The 19925-nt window shown below is 69.0% G+C and carries 23 protein-coding genes; 12 read left to right on the forward strand and 11 right to left on the reverse strand.

Features of this window, described 5'->3' with window-relative positions; genetic code table 11:
• Genes tmk through ACK8CO_RS16390 form a run of 5 tightly spaced genes read left to right on the forward strand, consistent with a single transcriptional unit; the run spans position 1 to position 4296 of the window.
• Positions 1-627: a dTMP kinase gene (gene tmk / locus ACK8CO_RS16370; protein WP_414897321.1), complete on the forward strand. Its 627-nt coding sequence runs from the start codon at positions 1-3 to the stop codon at positions 625-627.
• Complete coding sequence (locus ACK8CO_RS16375) at positions 624-1751, forward strand: DNA polymerase III subunit delta' (RefSeq protein WP_414897322.1); 1128 nt, start codon at positions 624-626, stop codon at positions 1749-1751. Before tmk ends, ACK8CO_RS16375 begins: the two co-directional genes overlap by 4 nt.
• A gap of 6 nt (positions 1752-1757) precedes the next feature.
• A complete protein-coding gene (locus ACK8CO_RS16380) occupies positions 1758-2570 on the forward strand; it encodes a TatD family hydrolase (RefSeq protein WP_414897323.1) in 813 nt (270 codons plus the stop codon).
• The gene (locus ACK8CO_RS16385) at positions 2567-3367 is read left to right on the forward strand and encodes an MBL fold metallo-hydrolase (protein ID WP_414897324.1); all 801 of its coding nucleotides are present in this window, start codon (positions 2567-2569) and stop codon (positions 3365-3367) included. The genes ACK8CO_RS16380 and ACK8CO_RS16385 overlap by 4 nt, the downstream gene beginning before the upstream one ends.
• Complete coding sequence (locus ACK8CO_RS16390) at positions 3367-4296, forward strand: AEC family transporter (protein WP_414897325.1); 930 nt, start codon at positions 3367-3369, stop codon at positions 4294-4296. The genes ACK8CO_RS16385 and ACK8CO_RS16390 overlap by 1 nt, the downstream gene beginning before the upstream one ends.
• A 40-nt stretch (positions 4297-4336) precedes the next feature.
• Here the strand turns inward: ACK8CO_RS16390 and ACK8CO_RS16395 are convergent, their stop codons facing one another.
• The 3 genes from ACK8CO_RS16395 to ACK8CO_RS16405 form a co-directional block, all read right to left on the reverse strand.
• Positions 4337-5359 (reverse strand): ankyrin repeat domain-containing protein, encoded by a 1023-nt coding sequence (locus ACK8CO_RS16395; protein ID WP_414897326.1) that lies wholly within the window; start codon positions 5357-5359, stop codon positions 4337-4339.
• Between the two features lie 156 nt (positions 5360-5515).
• Positions 5516-6412: an RNA polymerase sigma factor RpoH gene (rpoH, locus tag ACK8CO_RS16400; RefSeq protein ID WP_080616864.1), complete on the reverse strand. Its 897-nt coding sequence runs from the start codon at positions 6410-6412 to the stop codon at positions 5516-5518.
• 168 nt (positions 6413-6580) lie between these two features.
• Complete coding sequence (locus tag ACK8CO_RS16405; RefSeq protein WP_414897327.1) at positions 6581-7621, reverse strand: RluA family pseudouridine synthase; 1041 nt, start codon at positions 7619-7621, stop codon at positions 6581-6583.
• Here ACK8CO_RS16405 and ACK8CO_RS16410 point away from each other — a divergent pair.
• Positions 7620-7925, forward strand: a complete 306-nt coding sequence (locus ACK8CO_RS16410) for a DUF6476 family protein (RefSeq protein ID WP_414897328.1) — start codon at positions 7620-7622, stop codon at positions 7923-7925. The genes ACK8CO_RS16405 and ACK8CO_RS16410 overlap by 2 nt on opposite strands.
• 25 nt (positions 7926-7950) lie before the next feature.
• On the opposite strand, the gene ACK8CO_RS16415 is transcribed toward ACK8CO_RS16410, so the two are convergent.
• Complete coding sequence (locus ACK8CO_RS16415) at positions 7951-8340, reverse strand: DUF2147 domain-containing protein (RefSeq protein ID WP_414897329.1); 390 nt, start codon at positions 8338-8340, stop codon at positions 7951-7953.
• Between the two features lie 152 nt (positions 8341-8492).
• On the opposite strand from ACK8CO_RS16415, the gene hisA reads away from it, so the two are divergent.
• The 4 genes from hisA to ACK8CO_RS16435 all read left to right on the forward strand — a co-directional run bounded on the left by hisA (position 8493) and on the right by ACK8CO_RS16435 (position 10766).
• Complete coding sequence (gene hisA, locus ACK8CO_RS16420; RefSeq protein WP_414897330.1) at positions 8493-9212, forward strand: 1-(5-phosphoribosyl)-5-[(5-phosphoribosylamino)methylideneamino]imidazole-4-carboxamide isomerase; 720 nt, start codon at positions 8493-8495, stop codon at positions 9210-9212.
• A gap of 174 nt (positions 9213-9386) precedes the next feature.
• Positions 9387-10148: an imidazole glycerol phosphate synthase subunit HisF gene (gene hisF / locus ACK8CO_RS16425; protein WP_414897331.1), complete on the forward strand. Its 762-nt coding sequence runs from the start codon at positions 9387-9389 to the stop codon at positions 10146-10148.
• Positions 10145-10468: a phosphoribosyl-ATP diphosphatase gene (locus tag ACK8CO_RS16430; protein ID WP_414897332.1), complete on the forward strand. Its 324-nt coding sequence runs from the start codon at positions 10145-10147 to the stop codon at positions 10466-10468. Before hisF ends, ACK8CO_RS16430 begins: the two co-directional genes overlap by 4 nt.
• Before the next feature lie 73 nt (positions 10469-10541).
• Positions 10542-10766, forward strand: coding sequence for a hypothetical protein (locus tag ACK8CO_RS16435; protein ID WP_080616857.1), 225 nt, complete (start codon positions 10542-10544; stop codon positions 10764-10766).
• A gap of 38 nt (positions 10767-10804) precedes the next feature.
• On the opposite strand, the gene ACK8CO_RS16440 is transcribed toward ACK8CO_RS16435, so the two are convergent.
• The 7 genes from ACK8CO_RS16440 to ACK8CO_RS16470 form a co-directional block, all read right to left on the reverse strand.
• Complete coding sequence (locus ACK8CO_RS16440; RefSeq protein WP_414897333.1) at positions 10805-11071, reverse strand: FmdB family zinc ribbon protein; 267 nt, start codon at positions 11069-11071, stop codon at positions 10805-10807.
• An 88-nt stretch (positions 11072-11159) separates the two neighbouring features.
• Positions 11160-11642 carry a Cys-tRNA(Pro) deacylase gene (ybaK, locus tag ACK8CO_RS16445; protein WP_080616856.1) on the reverse strand — a complete coding sequence of 161 codons (483 nt, stop codon included), beginning with the start codon at positions 11640-11642 and terminating at the stop codon, positions 11160-11162.
• Positions 11639-13015, reverse strand: coding sequence for an aminotransferase (locus ACK8CO_RS16450; protein ID WP_414897334.1), 1377 nt, complete (start codon positions 13013-13015; stop codon positions 11639-11641). The genes ybaK and ACK8CO_RS16450 overlap by 4 nt, the downstream gene beginning before the upstream one ends.
• Positions 13016-13221: 206 nt before the next feature.
• Positions 13222-13794, reverse strand: coding sequence for a membrane integrity-associated transporter subunit PqiC (locus tag ACK8CO_RS16455; RefSeq protein WP_414897335.1), 573 nt, complete (start codon positions 13792-13794; stop codon positions 13222-13224).
• A gap of 1 nt (position 13795) precedes the next feature.
• Entirely contained in the window at positions 13796-15880 is a 2085-nt protein-coding gene (locus ACK8CO_RS16460) for an MlaD family protein (protein ID WP_414897336.1), read from the reverse strand.
• On the reverse strand, positions 15877-16485 hold the full coding sequence (locus ACK8CO_RS16465; protein ID WP_080618044.1) for a paraquat-inducible protein A: 609 nt from the start codon (positions 16483-16485) through the stop codon (positions 15877-15879). Before ACK8CO_RS16465 ends, ACK8CO_RS16460 begins: the two co-directional genes overlap by 4 nt.
• A gap of 14 nt (positions 16486-16499) precedes the next feature.
• On the reverse strand, positions 16500-17147 hold the full coding sequence (locus ACK8CO_RS16470; RefSeq protein ID WP_414897337.1) for a paraquat-inducible protein A: 648 nt from the start codon (positions 17145-17147) through the stop codon (positions 16500-16502).
• A gap of 357 nt (positions 17148-17504) precedes the next feature.
• Here ACK8CO_RS16470 and ACK8CO_RS16475 point away from each other — a divergent pair, with 357 nt between their 5' ends.
• Together ACK8CO_RS16475 and ACK8CO_RS16480 are read left to right on the forward strand one after the other, a co-directional pair.
• Positions 17505-18356, forward strand: a complete 852-nt coding sequence (locus tag ACK8CO_RS16475) for a glycosyl hydrolase (RefSeq protein ID WP_414897338.1) — start codon at positions 17505-17507, stop codon at positions 18354-18356.
• 238 nt (positions 18357-18594) lie between these two features.
• Complete coding sequence (locus ACK8CO_RS16480; RefSeq protein WP_414897339.1) at positions 18595-19494, forward strand: UTP--glucose-1-phosphate uridylyltransferase; 900 nt, start codon at positions 18595-18597, stop codon at positions 19492-19494.
• Positions 19495-19925 lie beyond the last annotated feature (431 nt).

The following is a 19925-nucleotide window of genomic DNA, read 5'->3' on the forward strand; positions in this document are numbered from 1 at the left end:
ATGGGCAGGGGCGCGCAGTTCATCAGTTTCGAGGGTATCGACGGCTCGGGCAAATCGACCCAGGCGCGCCGGCTTGCCGAGCGGTTGCGCGGCCAGGGCCGCGAGGTCGTGCTGACGCGCGAGCCCGGCGGCAGTCCGGGGGCCGAGCAGATCCGGCGGCTGGTGCTCGAGGGCGACCCCGACCGCTGGTCGCCCGAGACCGAGCTTCTTCTGTTCACGGCGGCCCGGCGCGACCATCTGGAAAGGACGGTCCGTCCAGCGCTCGATCGCGGCGCGGTGGTGATCTGCGACCGCTTCGCCGATTCCACCCGGATCTATCAGGGCATCACCCGGGGAGACCTGCGGGCCATGGTGGACCGGCTGCACGATCTGATGATCGGCTGCGAGCCCGACCTGACCTTCCTTCTCGACATGCCCCCCGAGACCGGGCTTGCGCGCGCCAGGGGGCGCAACGGGCATGAGGAGCGGTTCGAGGATTTCGGCGAGGCGTTGCAGGCCCGCAGCCGCCAGGGCTTTCTGGACCTTGCCGCCGAGTTTCCCGGCCGCTGCCGCGTGATCGCGGCCGACCGCGCGCCCGAAGAGGTCGCCCGCGACATCGCCCGGCTGACGGACGAGGCGCTGGCATGAGCGATGCCGAGCTTCCCGAACCCGACCGGATCGAGGGCGCGCCGCATCCGCGCGACACGCTCCGCCTGATCGGACAGGAGGCCGCCGAGGCCGCGTTCCTCGAGGCCTTCGCGGGCGGGCGGATGCATCACGGCTGGCTGATCACCGGGCCGCGCGGGGTGGGCAAGGCGACGCTGGCCTGGTCGGTCGCGCGCTTTCTGCTGACCCGGCCCGCAGCGGCAGAGGGGGCGGGGCTTTTCGGGGCCGCGCCCGCGCCCGACAGTCTTGCGGTTCCGGCCGATCACCCGGTCGCGCGGCGGATGGCGGCGCAATCCGAGCCCGGGCTTTTCGTGCTCAGGCGGGGGCCCAACGACAAGGGCAACGCGCTGTCGGCCGAGATCCGGGTCGACGATGTGCGGCGGCTGAAATCCTTCTTCGCGCTGTCCTCGGCCGAGGGCGGACGGCGGGTGGTGATCGTCGATTCCGCCGACGAGATGAATGTGAGCGCGGCCAATGCGCTGCTGAAACTCCTGGAGGAGCCGCCCGCGAATGCGACGCTGCTGCTGGTCAGCCATTCGCCCGCGCGGCTTCTGCCGACGATCCGCTCGCGCTGCCGCGAGCTCCGGCTGGGGCCGCTCGGGCCTGCCGAGATGGCAGAGGCGCTGGCGCAGGCGGGGCAGGATGACAGCCATGGCGCCGCGCTGGCCGAACTGTCGGGCGGCTCGGTCGGCGAGGCGATCCGGCTGGCCCGGCAGGACGGTCTTGCGCTTTATGCCGATCTGGTGGCGCTTCTGGCCGGGCATCCCCGGCTCGACCGGATGCGGCTTCTGAAATTTGCCGAAAGCACGGCGGGGAGGGGCGCGGAAGGGCGTTTCGATCTGGTGCTGAGGCTGATCGAACTGGTGCTGACCCGGCTGGCCCGGACCGGTGCAACCGGCACCCCGCCGCCCGAGGCCGCGGCAGGCGAGGCCGCGCTTCTGACCCGGCTGGCCCCCGATGCCCATGCGGCGCGGGTCTGGGCCGAAGCCGCGCAGGAACTGACTGCGCGCGCCCGCCAGGGCCGGGCGGTGAACCTTGACCCGGCTTCCCTCATCCTCGATACGGTTCTCAGACTGGACGAGACCGCCGGCCGACTGGCCGCCTGAGGCGAGATGAGCGACACCGAGACCCCCCAGATTACCGACAGCCACTGTCACCTCGACTTCCCCGACTTCGCGAATGAACTGGACCAGGTGGTGGCCCGGGCCGAGGCCGCTGGCGTCACCCGCATGGTGACGATCTGCACCCGCCTGCGGCAGGAGCCGCAGGTGCGCGAGATCGCCGAGCGCTATGCGCCCGTCTTCTACGCCGCCGGCACCCATCCGATGAGCGCGGCCGAAGAGCCGATGGCCACGCTCGACGAGCTGCTGGCGCTGACGACGCATCCGAAATTCGTGGGCATCGGCGAGACCGGGCTTGACTATCACTACAGCGCCGACTCGGCCGAGGTGCAGAAGCAGAGCCTGCGTATCCATATCGCCGCCGCGCGCGACAGCGGGCTGCCCCTGATCATCCATTCCCGCGCAGCCGATGACGACATGGCGGAGATTCTGGCCGGGGAATATAGCAACGGCGCCTATGGCTGCGTGATGCATTGTTTCAGCTCGTCGCCCGAACTGGCCCGTGCCGCGCTCGATCTCGGATTCTACCTGTCGATGTCGGGTATCGCCACCTTCCCGAAATCGAAGGAGATCCGCGAGATCTTCGCCGCAGCCCCCCTTGATCGGATCCTGGTCGAGACCGACGCTCCCTATCTGGCGCCGCCGCCCCATCGGGGCAAGCGCAACGAGCCCGCCTTCGCCGCCCATACCGCGCGGGTCGGGGCCGAGGTCTTCGGTCTCGAGCCTGCCGAATTCGCGGCCCGGACCCAGGCCAATTTCGACCGGCTCTTCGCGAAGGCCGCCGGCTGGCGGGCCGCGGCGTGAGCGCCGAGCTGCGCTTCACCATCCTGGGCTGCGGCTCGTCGGGCGGTGTGCCGCGGCTGGGCGGGCATTGGGGCGCCTGCGACCCCGACAATCCGAAGAACCGCCGCCAGCGCTGCTCGATGCTGATCGAGCGCGAGACCGCGGCGGGCGTGACCCGGGTGCTGATCGACACCTCGCCCGATCTGCGCGCGCAGCTGCTGCAGGCGGGCGTGGGCGAGATCGACGCGGTGGTCTATACCCATGCCCATGCCGATCATGTCCATGGCATCGACGATCTGCGCCAGATTGTCTTCAACATGCGCCGGCGGCTGCCGGTCTGGGCCGACGGGCCGACCCAGGAGGCGCTGATCTCGCGCTTCGGCTATGCCTTCATCCAGCCCGAGGGCTCGCCCTATCCGCCGATCCTCGATCTGCACCCGATCGACGGGCCGGTGACCGTGATGGGGGCAGGGGGGCCGGTCACGCTGATGCCGTTCCGCGCCCGTCACGGTGCCATCGACGCGCTGGGCTTCCGGATCGGGGGGCTGGCCTATCTGCCCGACGTGGCCGAGCTTTACGAGGAAAGCTGGCCGCTGCTCGAGGGGCTCGAGATCCTGGTGCTGGATGCGCTGCGCTATGCGCCACATCCGACCCATCTGAACCTCGAGGCCGCGCTTGGCTATATCGAGCGCGCCGCGCCGCGCCGCGCGGTGCTGACCAACATGCATATCGATCTCGACTATGACCGGCTCGAGGCAGAGACCCCCGACAGCGTGACCCCGGCCTATGACGGCATGGTTCTGCGCCTGGCCGATTGATGGAAGCGCTGATCGAGGTCATCCTTCCGGTCTTCCTGGTGCTCGGTTTCGGTTATGTCGCGGTCTGGCGCGGGCTGTTTTCCGATTCCGGCGTCGACGGACTGATGAAGTTCACCCAGCATTTCGCCATTCCCTGCCTGTTGTTCCGCGCGGTCTCGACGCTGGATCTGGGGCAGAATTTCGACTGGCGGTTGCTTCTGAGCTTTTATACCGGGGCGCTGTCGGGCTTTGCCGCGGGGCTTCTGGGCGCGCGGTTCATGTTCCGGCGGACCTGGGAGGACAGCGTCGCGATCGGCTTCATCGGGCTGTTCTCGAATTCGGTCCTGCTGGGCATCCCGATCACCGAGCGCGCCTTCGGTGTCGAGGCGCTGACCCCCAACTATGCCATCATCGCGGTGCATTCGCCGATTTGCTACGGCGTCGGGCTGACCGCGATGGAGATCGTGCGCAATCGCGGCGCGGGGCTGGTGCGGACCTCGGGCGCGATCTTCCGGGCGATGTTCCGCAACGCGCTGGTGATCGGCATCGCGCTGGGGCTGGCGGTCAACCTGGGCGGCATCCCGGTGCCGCTGGTGGTTCAGAATGCGGTCGATCTGATGGTGAAGGCGGCGCTGCCCGCCGCGCTGTTCGGGCTGGGTGGGGTGTTGGCGCGCTACCGCCCCGAGGGCGATCTGCGCACGGTTCTGTTCGCCTGCGCCGTGTCTCTGGTGCTGCATCCGGCGGTGGTCTGGGGCATGGGCACGATGCTGGGCCTGTCCACCGGACAGTTCCGCTCGGCGGTGCTGACGGCGGCGATGGCGCCGGGGGTCAATGCCTATATCTTTGCCAACATGTATGGCGCGGCGCGGCGGGTCGCGGCCTCGGCGGTGCTGTTCGCGACGCTGGGCTCGATCCTGACGGTCTGGGTCTGGCTGGCCCTGATGCCCTGAGCGGACGGGCGCGCGCCCGGAACGCTGCTGCGGCCCGCGGTCACGACGGGTGCGGCCAGGCCCGGATGGTGCGTATCGCGCGCTCGACTTCGCCCCGGTAAAGGCCGCCCGGCCCGCCGCAGGCGAGGGGCTGACCGAGCCGGCCTTCGAGATAGGGCAGGACACCCTCGCCCCGGGCATCGAGCGCATGGGGCCGGGCGCCGTACCGGAGCAGGCAGTCGACCATGGCATGATCGGCCGCCGCGATCTGCAACGGCAGACGGCCGGGCGTGAACCAGGGCTCGGAGCGGTGGTCGAAGGGGCGGTCGGGATCGGCCCCGAGCGCCAGCAATGCCTCCAGCACCGGCGGCGTGCCTTCCAGCACGGCGCGATGCAGCGGGGTCCAGCGATAGGCCTCGGTCTCGGCCTCGAGCGCGGCCCCGGCCTCGACCAGCAGCCGGGCGAGCCTGGCCGTGATCTCGGGCGGTTCCCAGGGGCGGGGATAGACGCCAAGCGCATGGAGCGGGGCGTTTCCGCCCGCAGCGCCCGCATTCGGGTCGGCCCCGGCGGCGATCAGCTGCCGCAGGACCGCGGGCGAGCGGCGCTCGACCGACAGCGCCCGGCCAAGCGCGGTCTCGCCGCGACTGCCGTAGCGGGCATTGGGATCGGCATCGCGCAAGGCCGCGCCGAGCCCTGCGAGATCGCCTGTGGCGATGGCGTCGAACAGCGCCCGGGCGGGGCCGGGCAGGAGTTCATGCCGTGCCTCGGGGGTGCGCAGCGCGGCCAGCAGGACCGCGTTCTGACGCCGCAGCGCCGCCGAGAGGGTCTGCAGGCGCCCGCTGTCGCCGCAGCGTTCGGCTGCCGCATGGGCGTCCCGGAGCCGGGCATTCAGATCCCGGAAGGCCGGAGTTGCGGTGAGCCGGCATCTTTCCGCGGCAATCTCGCGAAGGAGCCCGGGCCGCAGCCCGTCCTCGGCCACGGCCCTGTTCCGCAAGGCGTCGGAAATCGCCTCGAAGCTGTCGATATCCGCCTTCGTTGCCGCCTCGGCGAGCCTGTCGAGGGAAGGTCGAGTGCCCGAAACCATTTCCACACACCGGATACAAAGGGGCACTCAGCCCGAACGCGCCCGCGATGATCGTGGAATGGGGCGCTTCCCTGAACGGACAACACGAGGTCCGGGCGCTTCCTGCCCGCTCATGTCAGGCCATGTCAGCCCAGGTCAGACCGTGTCACACCCGTGTCACACTTGGGCAAGCAGACCTTTCTGGCTGGCGAGATCCTTCATCCGCTTCTGCAGCTTCTCGAAGGCGCGAACCTCGATCTGCCGGATCCGCTCGCGGCTGACATTGTAGACCGCGGACAGATCTTCCAGCGTCACCGGCTGTTCCTTCAGCCGGCGCTGCATCAGGATGTCCTTCTCGCGGTCGTTCAGCACATCCATCGCCTCGGTCAGAAGCGCACGGCGGCTGTCAAGCTCGTCCTTCTCGGCATAGGCATCGGCCTGGTTGGCATCCTCGTCCTCGAGCCAGTCCTGCCATTCGGTCGTGGTGTCGCCATCGCTGCCGACCATCGCATTCAGCGAGGCGTCGCCCCCCGAAAGGCGCCGGTTCATGGAGATGACCTCGTCCTCGGTGACGTTCAGGTCATGGGCGATGCGCTGCACGTTCTCGGGCCTCAGGTCGCCGTCTTCCAGCGCGCCGATCCGGGCCTTGGCCTTGCGCAGGTTGAAGAACAGCTTCTTCTGGGCCGAGGTGGTGCCAAGCTTCACAAGGCTCCAGGACCGCAGGATGTATTCCTGGATCGCGGCGCGGATCCACCACATCGCATAGGTCGCGAGCCGGAAGCCCTTTTCCGGATCGAACCGCTTGACCGCCTGCATCAGCCCGACATTGGCCTCCGAGATCACCTCGGCCTGGGGCAGGCCGTAGCCGCGATAGCCCATCGCGATCTTGGCCGCGAGCCGCAGATGCGAGGTCACCAGCCGGTGCGCGGCCTCGGTGTCGTGATGGTCGACCCAGCTCTTGGCCAGCATGTATTCTTCTTCCGGCTCCAGCAGGGGGAATTTGCGGATCTCCTGCAGGTACCGGTTCAGCCCCTGTTCCGGGGACGGGGCGGGAAGGTTGGCATAGTTGCTCATTCTGGTCCCTGTTGCTCCTGCATCTTTCCTAGGCAGGTAATGATCGAACCCACCGGTTCAACTCCCGCCTCTCTGCATAATGACACGGACAATGTGCGGAATTCCGTCGAAAAAGGGTCAATGCTACATCCGCTCACGCATCTGTGCAGAAAACGGATCGTCGCCGTCTCAACGTTCGAGGCTCCGGACCAGTTCCTGCATGTCGGCGGGCAGCGGGGCGGCAAAGCGCAGGGTCTCGCCGGTCTCTGGATGCACGAAGCCCAGCGTCGCGGCATGGAGCGCCTGCCGCGGGAAAGCGGCGGCAGCGGCCGCCGCCTCGCGTCCCAGGGCCTTTTCCGAAAGCCGCCGCCGCCCGCCATAGACCGGATCGCCGATCAGCCCGTGCCCGGCATGGGCCATATGGACCCGGATCTGGTGGGTGCGTCCGGTTTCCAGCCAGCAGGAGACCAGCGCCGCCGCCGGGGGCGTGCCGAAGGGGGTGATCACCCGGACCCGGGTCACCGCATGACGCCCGCCCGCAGCCAGCACCGCCTGGCGCTGCCGGTCGGTGCGGTGACGCCCGATCCGGGTGGCGATCCGCAGCACCCCGCCGGGCTCGAAGCTGGTCCCGGCGATGCCCCTCAGGCGCGGGTCCGAGGCGTCGGGCAGGCCATGGACGAGGGCGCTGTATTGCCGCTCGACGGTATGGGCCGCGAATTGCGCGGCGAGGGCGGCATGGGCCTTGTCGGTCTTGGCCGCGACCAGAAGGCCGCTGGTCTCCTTGTCGATCCGGTGCACGATGCCCGGCCGCCGCTCGCCGCCGATGCCCGCGAGGCTTGCGCCGCAATGGGCCAGTAGCGCGTTGACCAGCGTGCCCGAGGGGCTGCCCGGCGCCGGATGGACCACAAGCCCCGCAGGCTTGTCGATCACGATCAGCGCGTCGTCCTCGTAGACCACGCTCAGCGGGATGTCCTCGGCAAGGGTCTCGGTCTCGACGGGCTCGGCCAGCTCGATCTCGAGCTGCTCGCCCTCGGCCACCTTCGCCCGGGCATCGGTCAGCGCCATGCCGTTTCGCCGGACCGCGCCCGCGGCGATCAGCTTGGCCAGGCGCGAGCGGGTCAGCCCGGCCTGCTCTGGCACATCGCGGGCAAGCGCCTTATCAAGGCGGCCGGGCGGGGCCGGGCCGATGATGACGGCGAGGCGACGAGACGAGGAGAGCGGCGTGGACATGGATGACAAACCCGAACCGGAGGCGCTGCCCCCCGATCTCAAATTGCTGCGGATGCTCGTCACCCTGTTGATGGTGACGATGATTGGCGGCTTTCTAGTGATCGTCGCGCTCTTTGTCATCCGGATGCCGGGGCAGGAGGAGACATTGCCGCTGCCTTCGGCGCTGACGCTGCCCGAGGGGGTCGAGGCCGAGGCGGTGACGCGCGGTCGCGACTGGGTGGCGATCGTCACCCGCGATGACCGCATCCTGATCTACGATGCCACGAGCGGTGCGCTGCGCCAGACCGTCGAGATCCGTCGCTGAGCCGGTCCGGGCGCGGCGGCAGTGGCTATTTCACCCGCTTCCAGCGTCCACCATCGCGGCAGATGCCGATGACGCAGCCCGAGACCGAAAGGACATCGCCCTCGAGCGCCATCTTGCCATTGTAGGTCTTGTCGCGGTCGGGGGCCCAGACCTTGCCCTTGCCGTAGCGCCCCCCGCCCTGGGGTTTCATGTCCCAGAGGATCTGCCGACCGATCTTGCCGCTTTCGACCTGGCGGCCCTCGCGGTCATAGGCGCGGACCAGCGTGCCGCAAATGGCGTCTCCGCAGGGGGCGATCCGGATATGGCCGAAATGGCCGCTATCGTCGAGCGGCGTCTGCCAGACCCCTTCGACCGGGTCGGCATGGGCGGCGGTGGCGGCCAGTGTCAGGGCCGCGAGCGGAATTGCGATACGCATCGTGCTCCTCCCAAAGCATATGAGGGGAATCTGGCAGGTCGGCAGCGATCCGGCAAGGGGCATGGCCTGCGCGTCCCGCGTCGCGTCCCGTTGCAATCTGCGGGCGTTCCTGCCACAGAGCCTTGGCTCTGAACCGGAAAAGGACGCTGCCTATGATCCTCTATCCCGCCATCGATCTGAAGGACGGTCGCTGTGTGCGGCTGCTCAGGGGCGACATGGACAAGGCCACGGTCTTCGGCGAGGATCCGGCCGCGCAGGCGCTGGCCTTCCAGAAGGCGGGCTGCGACTGGCTGCATCTGGTCGATCTGAACGGCGCCTTCGCTGGCGCGCCCGTCAATGCCGATGCGGTCGAGGCGATCCTTGCTGCGATCGAGGTTCCGGCCCAGCTCGGCGGCGGTATCCGCGACATGGCGACGATCGAGATGTGGCTGGGCAAGGGGCTTGCCCGGGTGATCCTCGGGACGGTGGCAGTCGAGAACCCGGACCTGGTGCGTAAGGCCGCGCGGACGTTTCCGGGCCGGATCGCGGTCGGCATCGACGCCCGCAAGGGCCGGGTGGCGACCAAGGGCTGGGCCGAGGAAACCGACGTGACGGCGACGGATCTGGCGAAATCCTTCGAGGATGCCGGGGTCTCGGCCATCATCTATACCGATATAGACCGCGACGGCGCCATGGCGGGCCCGAACCTGGCCGCGACCGAGGCGCTGGCGCGCGCGGTCTCGATCCCGGTGATCGCCTCGGGCGGCGTCTCGTCACTGGCCGATCTCAGGGCGCTTCAGGCGACGGGGGTCATCTCGGGGGCGATTTCGGGACGCGCGCTTTACGACGGCGCCATCGACCTTGCCGAAGCGCTGGCCGCGCTGAAGGGCTGAGGCAAGGGGGGCGCTGCCCCCCGTCCTTCGGACTCCCCCCGGGGTATTTCGGCCAGGAAGAAGACGGCGCTGTTTCTTCTTGGCGAAAATACCCCCGGGGTGCGGGGCAGAGCCCCGCCGGGGACGCTTTCCACCGGAGCGGCGGCGGGGTATGAGGGCGCGAAAGGAGCCGCCATGCTGAAGATCCGTATCATCCCCTGTCTCGACGTGGCCGAGGGGCGCGTGGTCAAGGGGGTCAATTTCGTCAATCTCGTCGATGCGGGCGATCCCGTCGAGGCTGCCAAGGCCTATGACGCGGCCGGGGCGGACGAGCTCTGCTTTCTCGACATTCACGCCACCCACGAGAATCGCGGCACCATGTTCGATGTCGTGCGCCGGACGGCCGAGCAGTGCTTCATGCCGCTGACCGTGGGCGGCGGGGTGCGGACGGCCGAGGATGTACGCGCGCTGCTGCTGGCGGGCGCCGACAAGGTCAGCTTCAACTCGGCGGCGGTTGCCGACCCGGATGTGGTGCATCAGGCGGCCGACCAGTTCGGCAGCCAGTGCATCGTGGTCGCCATCGACGCCAAGACCGTGGGCCCCGGCAAGTGGGAGATCTTCACCCATGGCGGGCGCAAGCCCACCGGCATCGACGCGGTCGATTTCGCAAGGACGGTGGTCGCCAAGGGCGCGGGCGAGATCCTTCTGACCAGCATGGACCGGGACGGCACGCGCGCCGGCTTCAACCTGCCGCTGACCCGCGCGATTTCCGATGCGGTCGATGTGCCGGTGATCGCCTCGGGCGGGGTCGGCACGCTCGATCACCTGGTCGAGGGCGTCACCGAAGGTGGGGCCAGTGCGGTTCTGGCCGCCTCGATCTTCCATTTCGGCGAATTCACCATCGGCGAGGCCAAGGCCCATATGGCCGCCGCCGGCATCCCCGTGAGGCTGACATGAGCGCATCCGATCTCGAGGCGCTGGCGCGTCTTGCCGCCACTGTCGAGGCGCGCAAGGGCGCCGATCCGGATACCTCCTGGACCGCGAAGCTGTTCTCGAAAGGCCCCGAGAAATGTGCCGAGAAATTCGGCGAGGAGGCGGTCGAGGCGATCATCGAGGCGGTCAGGGGCGATCGCGTCCGGCTGACCGCCGAGGCGGCCGATGTGGTCTATCACCTGCTGGTGATGCTCGCTGCCCGCGACGTGAGCCTGGCCGATGTCGCGGCCGAGCTTGCCCGGCGCGAGGGGGTCAGCGGGATCGCCGAGAAGGCGGCACGCTGAGGGGGCGCGAAGGGCTGGCCGCGACCGCACGCCGCTCTTGTCTGTGGCAGCCGACGGTGCCACTTTCCGGCGCATGGACAAGGACAGCAAACAGCCTTCGACAGGGCGGATCGCCTGGGGCGTGGGCATCGCGGTGACGCTGGTCACCCTTCTCATGACCGACTGGGGCTATCTGACCGCAGGGCCGGTCCATACCGTGACCTCGATCGCGGCGGCGGTCTTCTTCGGGTTTCTGGCCGCGCAGACCGCGATCTTCGCGGTCGAGTTCCGCGAGAAGCGGCGCCGCCAGAAGGACTGAGCCAAGCAGCCTGAGGACGGGACCGGGCTGCGCGGGGCTCAGACCCCGCTCTTCTTCCGCTCGGCCTTCGAATAATTGCTGAAATGTCCTTCCTTCCGGGCGAGGCTTCGCGCGCCTTTCAGCAGTTTCGCGCTGCCGCCCGGGGTCGCCACGCGCGACAGCAGGCGCCTGAGATCGGGACTGCCGCAGTCGGGGCAGGCCGGGGCGCTGTCGTCGCTGAGGCTGCGCAGAAGCTCGAACTCGGCCTCGCAGGCGGTGCAGCGGTAATTGTAGATCGGCATCGTCAGGTCCTTTTGCGCGGGCATCGGGTCCATCTTGGCGGCTTCGTGGCCCGGGTCAATCCGCCCCGATGCCGCGCGCCCCGCCTCCCCGGATCTTCCCTCGGCCCCGTTTTCAACCCTGCGCGGCGCAGAGATCGGAGGCCTGCGCCTCGGCGGCCGCCAGCGCGTCGGCAGGGGGCAGCGCCACCATCAGCCCGCGGCGGCCGCCATTCAGCACGATCTCGGGCACGTTCAGCGCGCTGACCTCGAAGGCCACCGGCGCGCGGCGTTTCTGGCCGAAGGGGCTGATGCCGCCGGTATGAAAGCCGGTCAGGCGTTCGGCCTTGTCGGGTGGCATCATCTGCGCCGATTTGGCGCCGAAGGCCGCCGCCACCTTCTTCATCGACAGCGTGCGGTCCGAAGGGATCACCGCACAGGCGGGCTTGCCGTCGATCTCGACCATGAGGGTCTTGAGCACCCGGCCGGGATCGGTTCCGATGGCTTCGGCCGCGTGCAGCCCGATCCGGTCCTGACCGGCGACATAGTCGTATTCGAGCGTGCGAAAGCCGACGCCCGCGCGTTTCAGCGCCTGGGTCGCGGGGGTGGCGGTGCTCACGCTTGCGCCCCGATACCGGCAAAGACCTCGCCCAGTGCGGCCTCCAGCTTCGTGAACATCTCGTCCATCTGGGCCTTGGTCAGGATGAAGGGCGGACAGAGCACGATGGACTGGCCCAGCGGGCGGCAGATCAGCCCGTGATCGGTGCAGGTATTGGCGATCCGCTCGCTGACCGAAAGGGTCGAGGGGAAGGGCGTCCGGGTCGGCTTGTCGGCGACGGCTTCGAGCGCGCCCATCAGGCCCTTGCCGCGGAACTCGCCGATATTGGGGTTCTCGGCCAGGCGTTTCATGCCGTCTTCGAACAGCGGCGTCAGGCGGCGGACATTCTCCAGCAGGCCCTCGTTCAGGATCACGTCGATGGCCTTCAGCGCGATGGCGCAGCCGACCGGATGGCCCGAGGCGGTGAAGCCATGGGGGAATTCCTCGACGGCCTCGGATGCCCTGTGCAGCCGGTCGGCCAGATCGGGGCCGAGGATCACCGCGCCCATCGGGAAATAGCCCGCCGTCAGCGCCTTCGACGAGATGATGGCATCGGGGACGAAGTCGTAGGTCTCGCAGCCCCAGACATGGCCGGTGCGCCCGAAGCCGCAGATCACCTCATCCGAGATAAGCGGGATGCCGTGTCTCTTCAGGACCGGCTGGATCGCCTGGAAATAGCCCGCGGAGGGCGGGATCACGCCACCCGCGCCCATGACCGGTTCGGCGAAGAACCCTGCGATGGTCTCGGCGCCCTCGCGCGCGATGACCTCTTCCAGCTCTGCGGCCATGCGGGCGGTGAACTGGGCCTCGGTCTCGCCGGGCTGGCCCTCGCGCCAGTAATGCGGGCAGGTCAGGTGGATGAAATCGGGCAGCGGCAGGCCGAAGAGCTCGTTATAGGGCTTGCCGGTCATCGAGGCCGAGACCGCTGTGACCCCGTGATAGGCGTTCTTGCGGGTCAGGATCTTGCGGCGCCGGGGCTGGTCTTCGGCCCGGGCGAGGAACCACAGCATCTTGACCAGCGTGTCATTCGCCTCGGAGCCCGAATTGGTGTAGAAGACCCGGCCGCGATCATAGGGCGAGACCTCGATCAGCTTCTCGCTCAGCATCACGGTCTGGTCGGACATCCGTCCGAAAAAGGCGTGATAGCCCGGGAAGCGGTCATATTGCGCCTTGGCGGCCTCGGCGAGCCCGGGATGATCGAAGCCCGCGACCATGTTCCAGAGCCCCGAATTGCCATCCAGATAGCGGCGGCCATGGGTGTCGATGACATAGGGCCCTTCGCCATGGGTGATGACCACCGTGCCGCGTGCCTTGATCGAGGGCAGGTCGGTAAAGCCGTAGAAGCTGGACGATTCGGCGCGGGATTCCCAGCTGGCAGGGGCGGTATCGGGCATGTCGGGCTCCTTCGGAGATATGGCCGGGGCAGGCTAGCGCCGCCCTGAGGCGGGTGCAATCGGGCAGGTGGCACAGGTCCCGGGCTCGGACCCCGGGGGCAGGCACTGGGCATGGGCCCTGGGCATGGGCCACGGGCATCAGCGCGGCATGCGCACCGGGCGCAGGACCCGGCACGGGCCGAGGCAATGGTGCGCGGGCGACGGGGTCAGCGCAGGCCGGTGCGGGCGATCCGGGTGGCCAGCTCGCCGAGGGCGACGCCCCGGGCGGCGGCGATCTCGGCGGGACCGGCAGGGGCCGCGATCGGGGTCGAGATCGCGAAGGGTGCCGCGCGGTTCCGCCCGCCGGCATCGGGCGCCACGAAGAATTGCCCGGTCAGGCGGTAGGTGCCATCGGGTTCTGCCAGCATGTCTGCCACCCGGACCTCGAGCGTCGCCTGGGCGCGGTCGAAGAAGGGCCAGGGCTCGGCCGCGACCTGGGCGCCGGTCATCTGCGCCAGCAGGCGGGCCAGATCCTGGGTGATGGCGCGTGTGGGATCGTCAGCCCAGAGCACATCCGAGGACGAACTCAGCGCGCCGCTGGCGCTGCGGCTGTAGATCTCCTCCGAGGCGGCATAGGTCGGCAGCGACACGTCGCGGATTGCGATGCTGCGCCAGGCGATGGGCAGGCGCGGCCCGGCGACGGCCGTCTCGGGCACGGTATAGCGCTCGGGGCTGCCATTGCAGGCCGACAGCGCGAGGGCAAGCGGGACGAGGGCGGCAGGAAGCAGGAGTTGTTTCATGTCAGCGTCCGAACAGGATCGAGTTGGGGTTACGTTCCAGGGCCCGCGACAGCGCGGCCACGGCCTGGGCGGCGCGCTGGATCTCGCGCAGCGCGCTGTCGATCTCGCGGCCCATCCCGCGCGAGGCGTCATAGCCCTCGATGGTGCTCGAGGCCTGGCCCAGCACGCGCTGGGCCCGCTCCAGCAACTCGGGCAGGTCGCGCGCGGCGGCCGAGATGTCATCGGCGGCCGAGCGCGCCGAGGCGAGGGTGGCATTGGCATTGCCGACGATCCCGCCCTCGCGCAGCTCGGCCAGCATCGCGGCCAGTTCGCGCAGCGCGGCCGAGAGGTCGGTGGGCAGGTTGCGGGCCTGATCGGTGTCGATCAGCCGGTCGGTGCTGTCGAGCAGCGCCGAGATCCGTTGCGCCAGCTCGTCCAGCGGCAATGTCGCGGCCTGATCGGCCACCGCATTCAGCCGCGCGACCAGGTCAGGCAGCCCGGCCGCGGCGGTATCGATGGTCTCCGCGGCGCTGGCAGCGGCGTCGAGCGCGGTGGTGAGGCGGTTGGCGGCATCGGCCTCGGCCAGCTGGCGCGCCAGCGTCTCGATGGCCGCGACCGTGCCGTCGATCCGGCCGGGCAGGGCCTGCATCTCCTCCGAGCCGACAATGCCGCGGGCCTCGCCGAGAAGGGCGCGGACCTCGCCCGGCACGGCGCGGATCTCGTCGCTGCCGGCCAGCGTGCTGACGCTGTTCAGCGCGTCGATGGCGCTTTGCATCAGGTCCTCGATGGGCAGGTCGTTGATACGGTTGTAAAGTCCTTCAGCGGTCGCCGAGACGTTGGAAATGTCGCTTGCCGTGGTCGGGATCACCGGGTTCGGATCTGCGTCGCGCTCTATCTCGGCCGGTGCTCTCGCGGCGGTTTCGATCAGTTCGACCTTGAGCCTGGCGGTCAGGATCGAGGCGCTCGCGAGCCGCGCCCGCAGCCCCTCGCGCACCCGTCCGGCGAGATAGTCGAGCGCGTCCTCGGCGCTTGCAGGCGCCTTGAGCCCGAGCCGGGCGGGCTGGATGGCCAGCGTCGCCGCCAGCCGCACCCGGTCGTCGCCGAAGCGCTTCGCATCGACAATGCCGTTCAGGGCGGTGACGCGGCCGATCCGCAGACCGCCCAGCGTGACCGGCGCATCCACCGCCAGCCCTTCGACATTCTCCGCGAAATAGGCGGTCAGAGTCAGCGCGGCGCCCTCGTCGAGGGCGAAGACGCTGGCGCGCGCGGTCGATTCGTCGGGATAGACCTCGAAGCGGGTGTCGGGCTCGACCCGCTGGCCGCCCGAGACCACGCTCTGGAAGGTGACCCCGCCCGAGACCAGCGCCGCCACCGACGAGAAATCGACCCGCGCGCCGCCGGGGCCGAGCGAGAAGGAAAAGCCCGAACTGTCCCAGAACCGGGTCGAGCTCGAGATCAGCCGGTCATGCGGGGCGAAGACGATGGCATCGGCCTCGACGGTCGAGCCGTCCTGGCTGACCTCGGCCTTGCCGATCCGGCCGACCTCGATGCCGCGATAGAGGATCGGGGCCTCCTCGGTCAGCCCGGCATCGCTGGCGGCCCGCAGCCGGAGCTGCAGGCCGGGGCGGCCCTCGCGGTTGAGCGGGGCCGCGTTCTTGCCGCGATGGCGTTCCACGAAGCCGTCGGGCGTGTCATCCCAGATGCCCTGGATGAACACCCCCGACAGAACGGTCGACAGCCCGGTCACGCCGCGGGCGCTGACCTCGGGCTGGACCACCCAGAAGGCGGCGCCGTCATCGACATAGGGCGCGACTGCCTTGTCGAGCCGCACCGAGACCAGTACCTCGTCGAGATTGTCGGTGAAGCCCACCTTCTCGACGAGGCCCACGGTCACGTCGCGGTAATGCAGCGCGGTCTCGCCCGCCTTGATGCCCGAGGCATTCTCGAAGGTCAGTTCCAGCAGCGGCCCGCGGTCGACATAGCTGTGCCAGGCCACGCCCAGCGCGATGGCCAGCGCCGCGGCCGGGATCACCCAGACGATGGAGATGCGCTCGAGCAGGCCGCGGCCTGCCGGTTGCACCGGGGTTTCGGGGGGCAGATCGGTCATGCCATATGGCTCCGCGGGGCAGGAGGAGGATCGGTCTTGTCCCAGAGCAGGCGGCTGTCGAAGCTTTGTGCCGACAGCATGGTCGCGATGACCGAGACGGCGAAGAAGAGGCTTGCGGGGCCGGGGCTTATCGAGACCACGGCGCCGAGCTGGACCAGCGAGGACAGGATGGCGACGACGAAGACGTCGATCATCGACCAGCGGCCGATATACTCGACCACCTCGTAAAGCTGCTGGCGCCGGACCCGGCTGAGCCGGCTGCCGCGGGTGATGCCGAGCGCGAGCCCGGCCACCGCGAGGAACTTGCCGATCGGGATCAGGACCGAGGCGGTGAGGATCACGGCCGCGATGCCCCAGCTGCCGTGACGGGCAATCTCGACCGCGCCGCCGATGATGGTGTTGTCCTGGGTGTCGCCCAGGGTCCGGGTCTCGAGCATCGGGTAGATGTTGGCGGGCACATAGGCGATCAGCCCGAAGCACCACCAGGCCCAGACCCGCTGCAGCGAAAGCGGTGCGCGCGGGCTCAGCTTCTGGCCGCAGCGCGCGCAATGCGGGGTCTCCGCCGGCCAGATCCGGGTGCAGCGGGTGCAGGCCACCAGGCCCATGTCGCGCGCGGTTCTCACCTGTCCAGAGACCTCCATACCGAATATCTGCACATGAAGGTGTCCTGTACCACGATCAGGATGACAAGGGCCGAGAACATCCAGAAGGCGGGGCCGAAGGCGACCTGGGCGAGATCCAAGATCTTGACCAGCGCGACCGCGCAGCCGATGGCGAATACCTCGGCCATCGACCAGGGGCGCAGGCTCTCGGACAGCCGGAAGGCCACGCGGGCATGCCGGGCGGGCGGGCGGTCGAGCACGATGGGCGTGAGCACGTAGAGGATCAGAAGCGCCCGCAGCACCGGCACGAAGACGATAAGTGCGGCCACGGCCAGCGTCAGCACCAGCAGCATCGGGCGCCCGGCGAAGGCCAGCGCCGCGTCGAGGACCGAGGTCGCGTTGCTCATGCCGCCCGCCTCGACCTTTAGAAAGGGCGTCAGGGTCGCGGCGCAGATCAGCACCACCACCGTCAGGGCAACCGCGATCAGCCGCTGCCCGGCCTGGCGCTGCGGCGCGATCAGCACGGTATGGCAGCGCGCGCAGACCGCGCGGGCCCGGGGCGCGGGCTGAACCGCACGGTAGACCGCGTCGCATTTCGGGCAGGCGATCAGCCCGGAAAGGTCAGTCTCGGTGGGGAAGGGCTCGGTGGGTGAGGGGACGGTCATATGGATCTATCGGGCCTTGGCAGCGCAGCCCTCAGCATAGACCTCTGTCGGCCCTATTCCAGAGCCAACCGGCCCGCGGCGGGCCACCGCGATCCCGACCTCTGCATTGCGGTGGCCGAATTGTGGCGGGCCCACCGGCAAGCCGCGCGGCCTTCCGGCCCTGGCGACGGTCACTTATGGCGCATTTCGAAGACGGTTCCTGCCTGTCTGCCATCACCGTTTCGCAATGCAGAACGTAATGTCCTTCGAATTCCTGAATGAAGCACCCCTTTCGCCGCATTTTCTGCACGCGCCGGGGCTAGCCTTGCCGGCAAAGCGAGGGGGCGCTTCCGTCGAAGGGATGCGAGAGGACCGGCAATGCCCGGAAAATCCTTGTTTTTCCTTGCCGCCTCGCTTTTGTCCCTGACAGGTCCGGCACTGGCCCGGAAAGCCGGCATCGGGGCCTGGGAGAACAGCCGGTACACCACGATCCGCTGGATCGAGGAGCAGCCCGCCCTGGAGTGGTATTACACATGGCGGACCGATCAGCTCTGGACCGCGATGCCGGTCCCCCGCAGCGTCGAATTCGTGCCGATGATCCATTCCGAACGCGACCTCGCGGCGGAGATCCGCCCGGATCTGCCGGTGCGCGCGCTCCTGACCTTCAACGAACCCGACGGCCATGGCGCCCATCAAGGCGGGTTGAGCGTCGCGCGCGCGCTCGCGCTGTGGCCGCAGGTCGAGGCCAGGGGGCGGGGGCTCCGGATCGGCAGTCCTGCCACCACCCGGGCCGGAACGCTCGGCCCCGGCTCTTGGCCGCGCCGGTTCATGACCGAGGCCGGGCGGCGCGGCTTCCGGATCGACTTCATGGCGGTGCATTACTATTCGACCGACGGCGATGTGGCGGCCTTCCGGCGCTGGCTGCAGGCGGTCCATCGCGCCTATCGCCGCCCGATCTGGGTGACCGAATTCGCGCTGGGGGACTGGGATCGCCCGGGCGAGGGCAGCTATGCCGCCAGCGCAGCCTTTCTCGAAGGCGCGGCCCGGATGATGGAAGGGCTGCCTTTCGTCGAGCGGCATGCCTGGTTCGCGACCAATCCCTATCCGTGGCAGGGTGTGGTGCCGAAGATCACTCTTGTCGACGATCGCCTGCGCCCCACGTCGGCGGGGCAGACCTTCCGCCGCCTGCTCTCCGAGCTGGGCGGGCGCGAGATCGGCTGCACCGACTGATCCGCCTTGCCCCGATCCGGGGTCCGGCCCGGGGGGCATTGTTTCCGATGCGGCTCTGCGCGGGCCTCTGTCCGGCCATGTTCCGATTTCCGGGGCCTGACCGCAGGCTTCCGGCAAGAGCGCGGGGCAGGCGGCGGAGTTTTGCCGGGGCGCCGAGTAAAAATGCGGCATCGGCTGAAACCTTTTGCGACCGGGCTCCGTTATGCTGCAGGTGCATTCAGTATTTCAGGAGTTTCACATGATCCCTTCGCCCGTGCGGACCGCCATCTTTCCCGTCGCAGGGCTCGGAACCCGCTTTCTGCCCGCGACCAAGGCGACGCCGAAGGAACTGCTTCCTGTCATCGATACCCCGCTGATCCAGTTCGCCATCGACGAGGCACGCGCGGCCGGGGTCGAACGCATGGTCTTCGTCAGCCATCCGTCGAAAACCGCCATCGAACGTCATGTGCGCGCCGATGCCGATCTGATCGAGACGCTGCGCGCCCGCGGCAAGGCGCGGATTGCCGCCGAGCTCGAGGCGGCGGCGCTGGACGAGGACGAGCACGAAGTCGAATTCGTCATGCAGCACGAGCAGCGCGGGCTGGGTCATGCCGTGCTTTGCGCCAGGGCGCATGTGCTGCCGGGGCCGGTAGCGGTGCTGCTGCCCGACGACCTGATCCTGTCCGAGCCGGGATGCCTTGCGCAAATGGTCGAGGCCTATGGCCGCGCCGGGGCCGGGCATATGGTCGCCGCGATGGATGTGACGTCCGAGACGGTTTCGCGCTATGGCGTGCTCGATCCGACCGCGCAGGAGGGCCGGATCACCCGGGCGCGCGGCATGGTCGAGAAGCCCGCCGCCGCCGAGGCGCCGTCGCTGAAGGCGGTGGTCGGGCGCTACATTCTCGATGCGGCGATCTTCGATGCCCTCGCCAGCCAGGGACCGGGCGCCAATGACGAGATCCAGCTGACCGATGCGATTGCCCGGGATGCGGCGCGGCTGGGGCTTGCGGGCTTTGGTTTCGACGGGGTGCGCTATGATTGCGGGTCCAAGGCGGGGATGCTGGACGCAACCCTGGCGCTGGCAAGCCGCGATCCCGATTGCGCCGAGGTGCTGGCGCGCTGGAGCGATGACAGCCCGGCCGCGATCGCGGCGGAATAAGCCTAAGCCGCCCATAAACCGCCTGCGACCGACGAAAAAAGGTCCCCCCGGCAGGGAGGGGTGGCCTGATGATGCGATGACCGCTCACCCCGGTACAGATGCCATTGGGGCGGGTGCAGCAGCAGGGCCGCAGACGGATCTGGAGTGAACCGGGCAGGAAGACGCTTCGATGGGGCCTTTCCCGGCGAATGCGCCCGGCCTTTTCGCTTGTCTTCGCGGTGCTGGTCCGGGGAGTGTGCAGGTTCGGTGGATCTGGCCGAAGCGCCCGCGCGCCCCCGGGCATTGTTGTCGACCGGCCAATTCGCCGGCCGAAGCACCCGGGTTCGCGGCTGCTCATGCCATCCGTCCGAGCGCAGGACTGCGTGATGTGGCTCCGACGGATGAGCTCGGCAACAACGCCGTTGCGATGGGTCGGCCATTCGGGGCCTCGG

This window comes from Rhodovulum sp. HP10, from assembly GCF_047553435.1.
In the GTDB taxonomy this organism is placed as follows: Bacteria; Pseudomonadota; Alphaproteobacteria; order Rhodobacterales; family Rhodobacteraceae; genus Rhodovulum.

Bases quoted from the DNA above. Each gene is read 5' to 3' on its own strand.
- tmk (WP_414897321.1), top strand. From the start codon at position 1: ATGGGCAGGGGCGCGCAGTTCATCAGTTTCGAGGGTATCGACGGCTCG.
- ACK8CO_RS16375 (WP_414897322.1), top strand. From the start codon at position 624: ATGAGCGATGCCGAGCTTCCCGAACCCGACCGGATCGAGGGCGCGCCG.
- ACK8CO_RS16380 (WP_414897323.1), top strand. From the start codon at position 1,758: ATGAGCGACACCGAGACCCCCCAGATTACCGACAGCCACTGTCACCTC.
- ACK8CO_RS16390 (WP_414897325.1), top strand. From the start codon at position 3,367: ATGGAAGCGCTGATCGAGGTCATCCTTCCGGTCTTCCTGGTGCTCGGT.
- ACK8CO_RS16395 (WP_414897326.1), bottom strand. From the start codon at position 5,359: ATGGTTTCGGGCACTCGACCTTCCCTCGACAGGCTCGCCGAGGCGGCA.
- rpoH (WP_080616864.1), bottom strand. From the start codon at position 6,412: ATGAGCAACTATGCCAACCTTCCCGCCCCGTCCCCGGAACAGGGGCTG.
- ACK8CO_RS16410 (WP_414897328.1), top strand. From the start codon at position 7,620: ATGGATGACAAACCCGAACCGGAGGCGCTGCCCCCCGATCTCAAATTG.
- ACK8CO_RS16405 (WP_414897327.1), bottom strand. From the start codon at position 7,621: ATGTCCACGCCGCTCTCCTCGTCTCGTCGCCTCGCCGTCATCATCGGC.
- ACK8CO_RS16415 (WP_414897329.1), bottom strand. From the start codon at position 8,340: ATGCGTATCGCAATTCCGCTCGCGGCCCTGACACTGGCCGCCACCGCC.
- hisA (WP_414897330.1), top strand. From the start codon at position 8,493: ATGATCCTCTATCCCGCCATCGATCTGAAGGACGGTCGCTGTGTGCGG.
- hisF (WP_414897331.1), top strand. From the start codon at position 9,387: ATGCTGAAGATCCGTATCATCCCCTGTCTCGACGTGGCCGAGGGGCGC.
- ACK8CO_RS16430 (WP_414897332.1), top strand. From the start codon at position 10,145: ATGAGCGCATCCGATCTCGAGGCGCTGGCGCGTCTTGCCGCCACTGTC.
- ACK8CO_RS16435 (WP_080616857.1), top strand. From the start codon at position 10,542: ATGGACAAGGACAGCAAACAGCCTTCGACAGGGCGGATCGCCTGGGGC.
- ACK8CO_RS16440 (WP_414897333.1), bottom strand. From the start codon at position 11,071: ATGCCCGCGCAAAAGGACCTGACGATGCCGATCTACAATTACCGCTGC.
- ACK8CO_RS16450 (WP_414897334.1), bottom strand. From the start codon at position 13,015: ATGCCCGATACCGCCCCTGCCAGCTGGGAATCCCGCGCCGAATCGTCC.
- ACK8CO_RS16455 (WP_414897335.1), bottom strand. From the start codon at position 13,794: ATGAAACAACTCCTGCTTCCTGCCGCCCTCGTCCCGCTTGCCCTCGCG.
- ACK8CO_RS16460 (WP_414897336.1), bottom strand. From the start codon at position 15,880: ATGACCGATCTGCCCCCCGAAACCCCGGTGCAACCGGCAGGCCGCGGC.
- ACK8CO_RS16465 (WP_080618044.1), bottom strand. From the start codon at position 16,485: ATGGGCCTGGTGGCCTGCACCCGCTGCACCCGGATCTGGCCGGCGGAG.
- ACK8CO_RS16470 (WP_414897337.1), bottom strand. From the start codon at position 17,147: ATGACCGTCCCCTCACCCACCGAGCCCTTCCCCACCGAGACTGACCTT.
- ACK8CO_RS16475 (WP_414897338.1), top strand. From the start codon at position 17,505: ATGCCCGGAAAATCCTTGTTTTTCCTTGCCGCCTCGCTTTTGTCCCTG.
- ACK8CO_RS16480 (WP_414897339.1), top strand. From the start codon at position 18,595: ATGATCCCTTCGCCCGTGCGGACCGCCATCTTTCCCGTCGCAGGGCTC.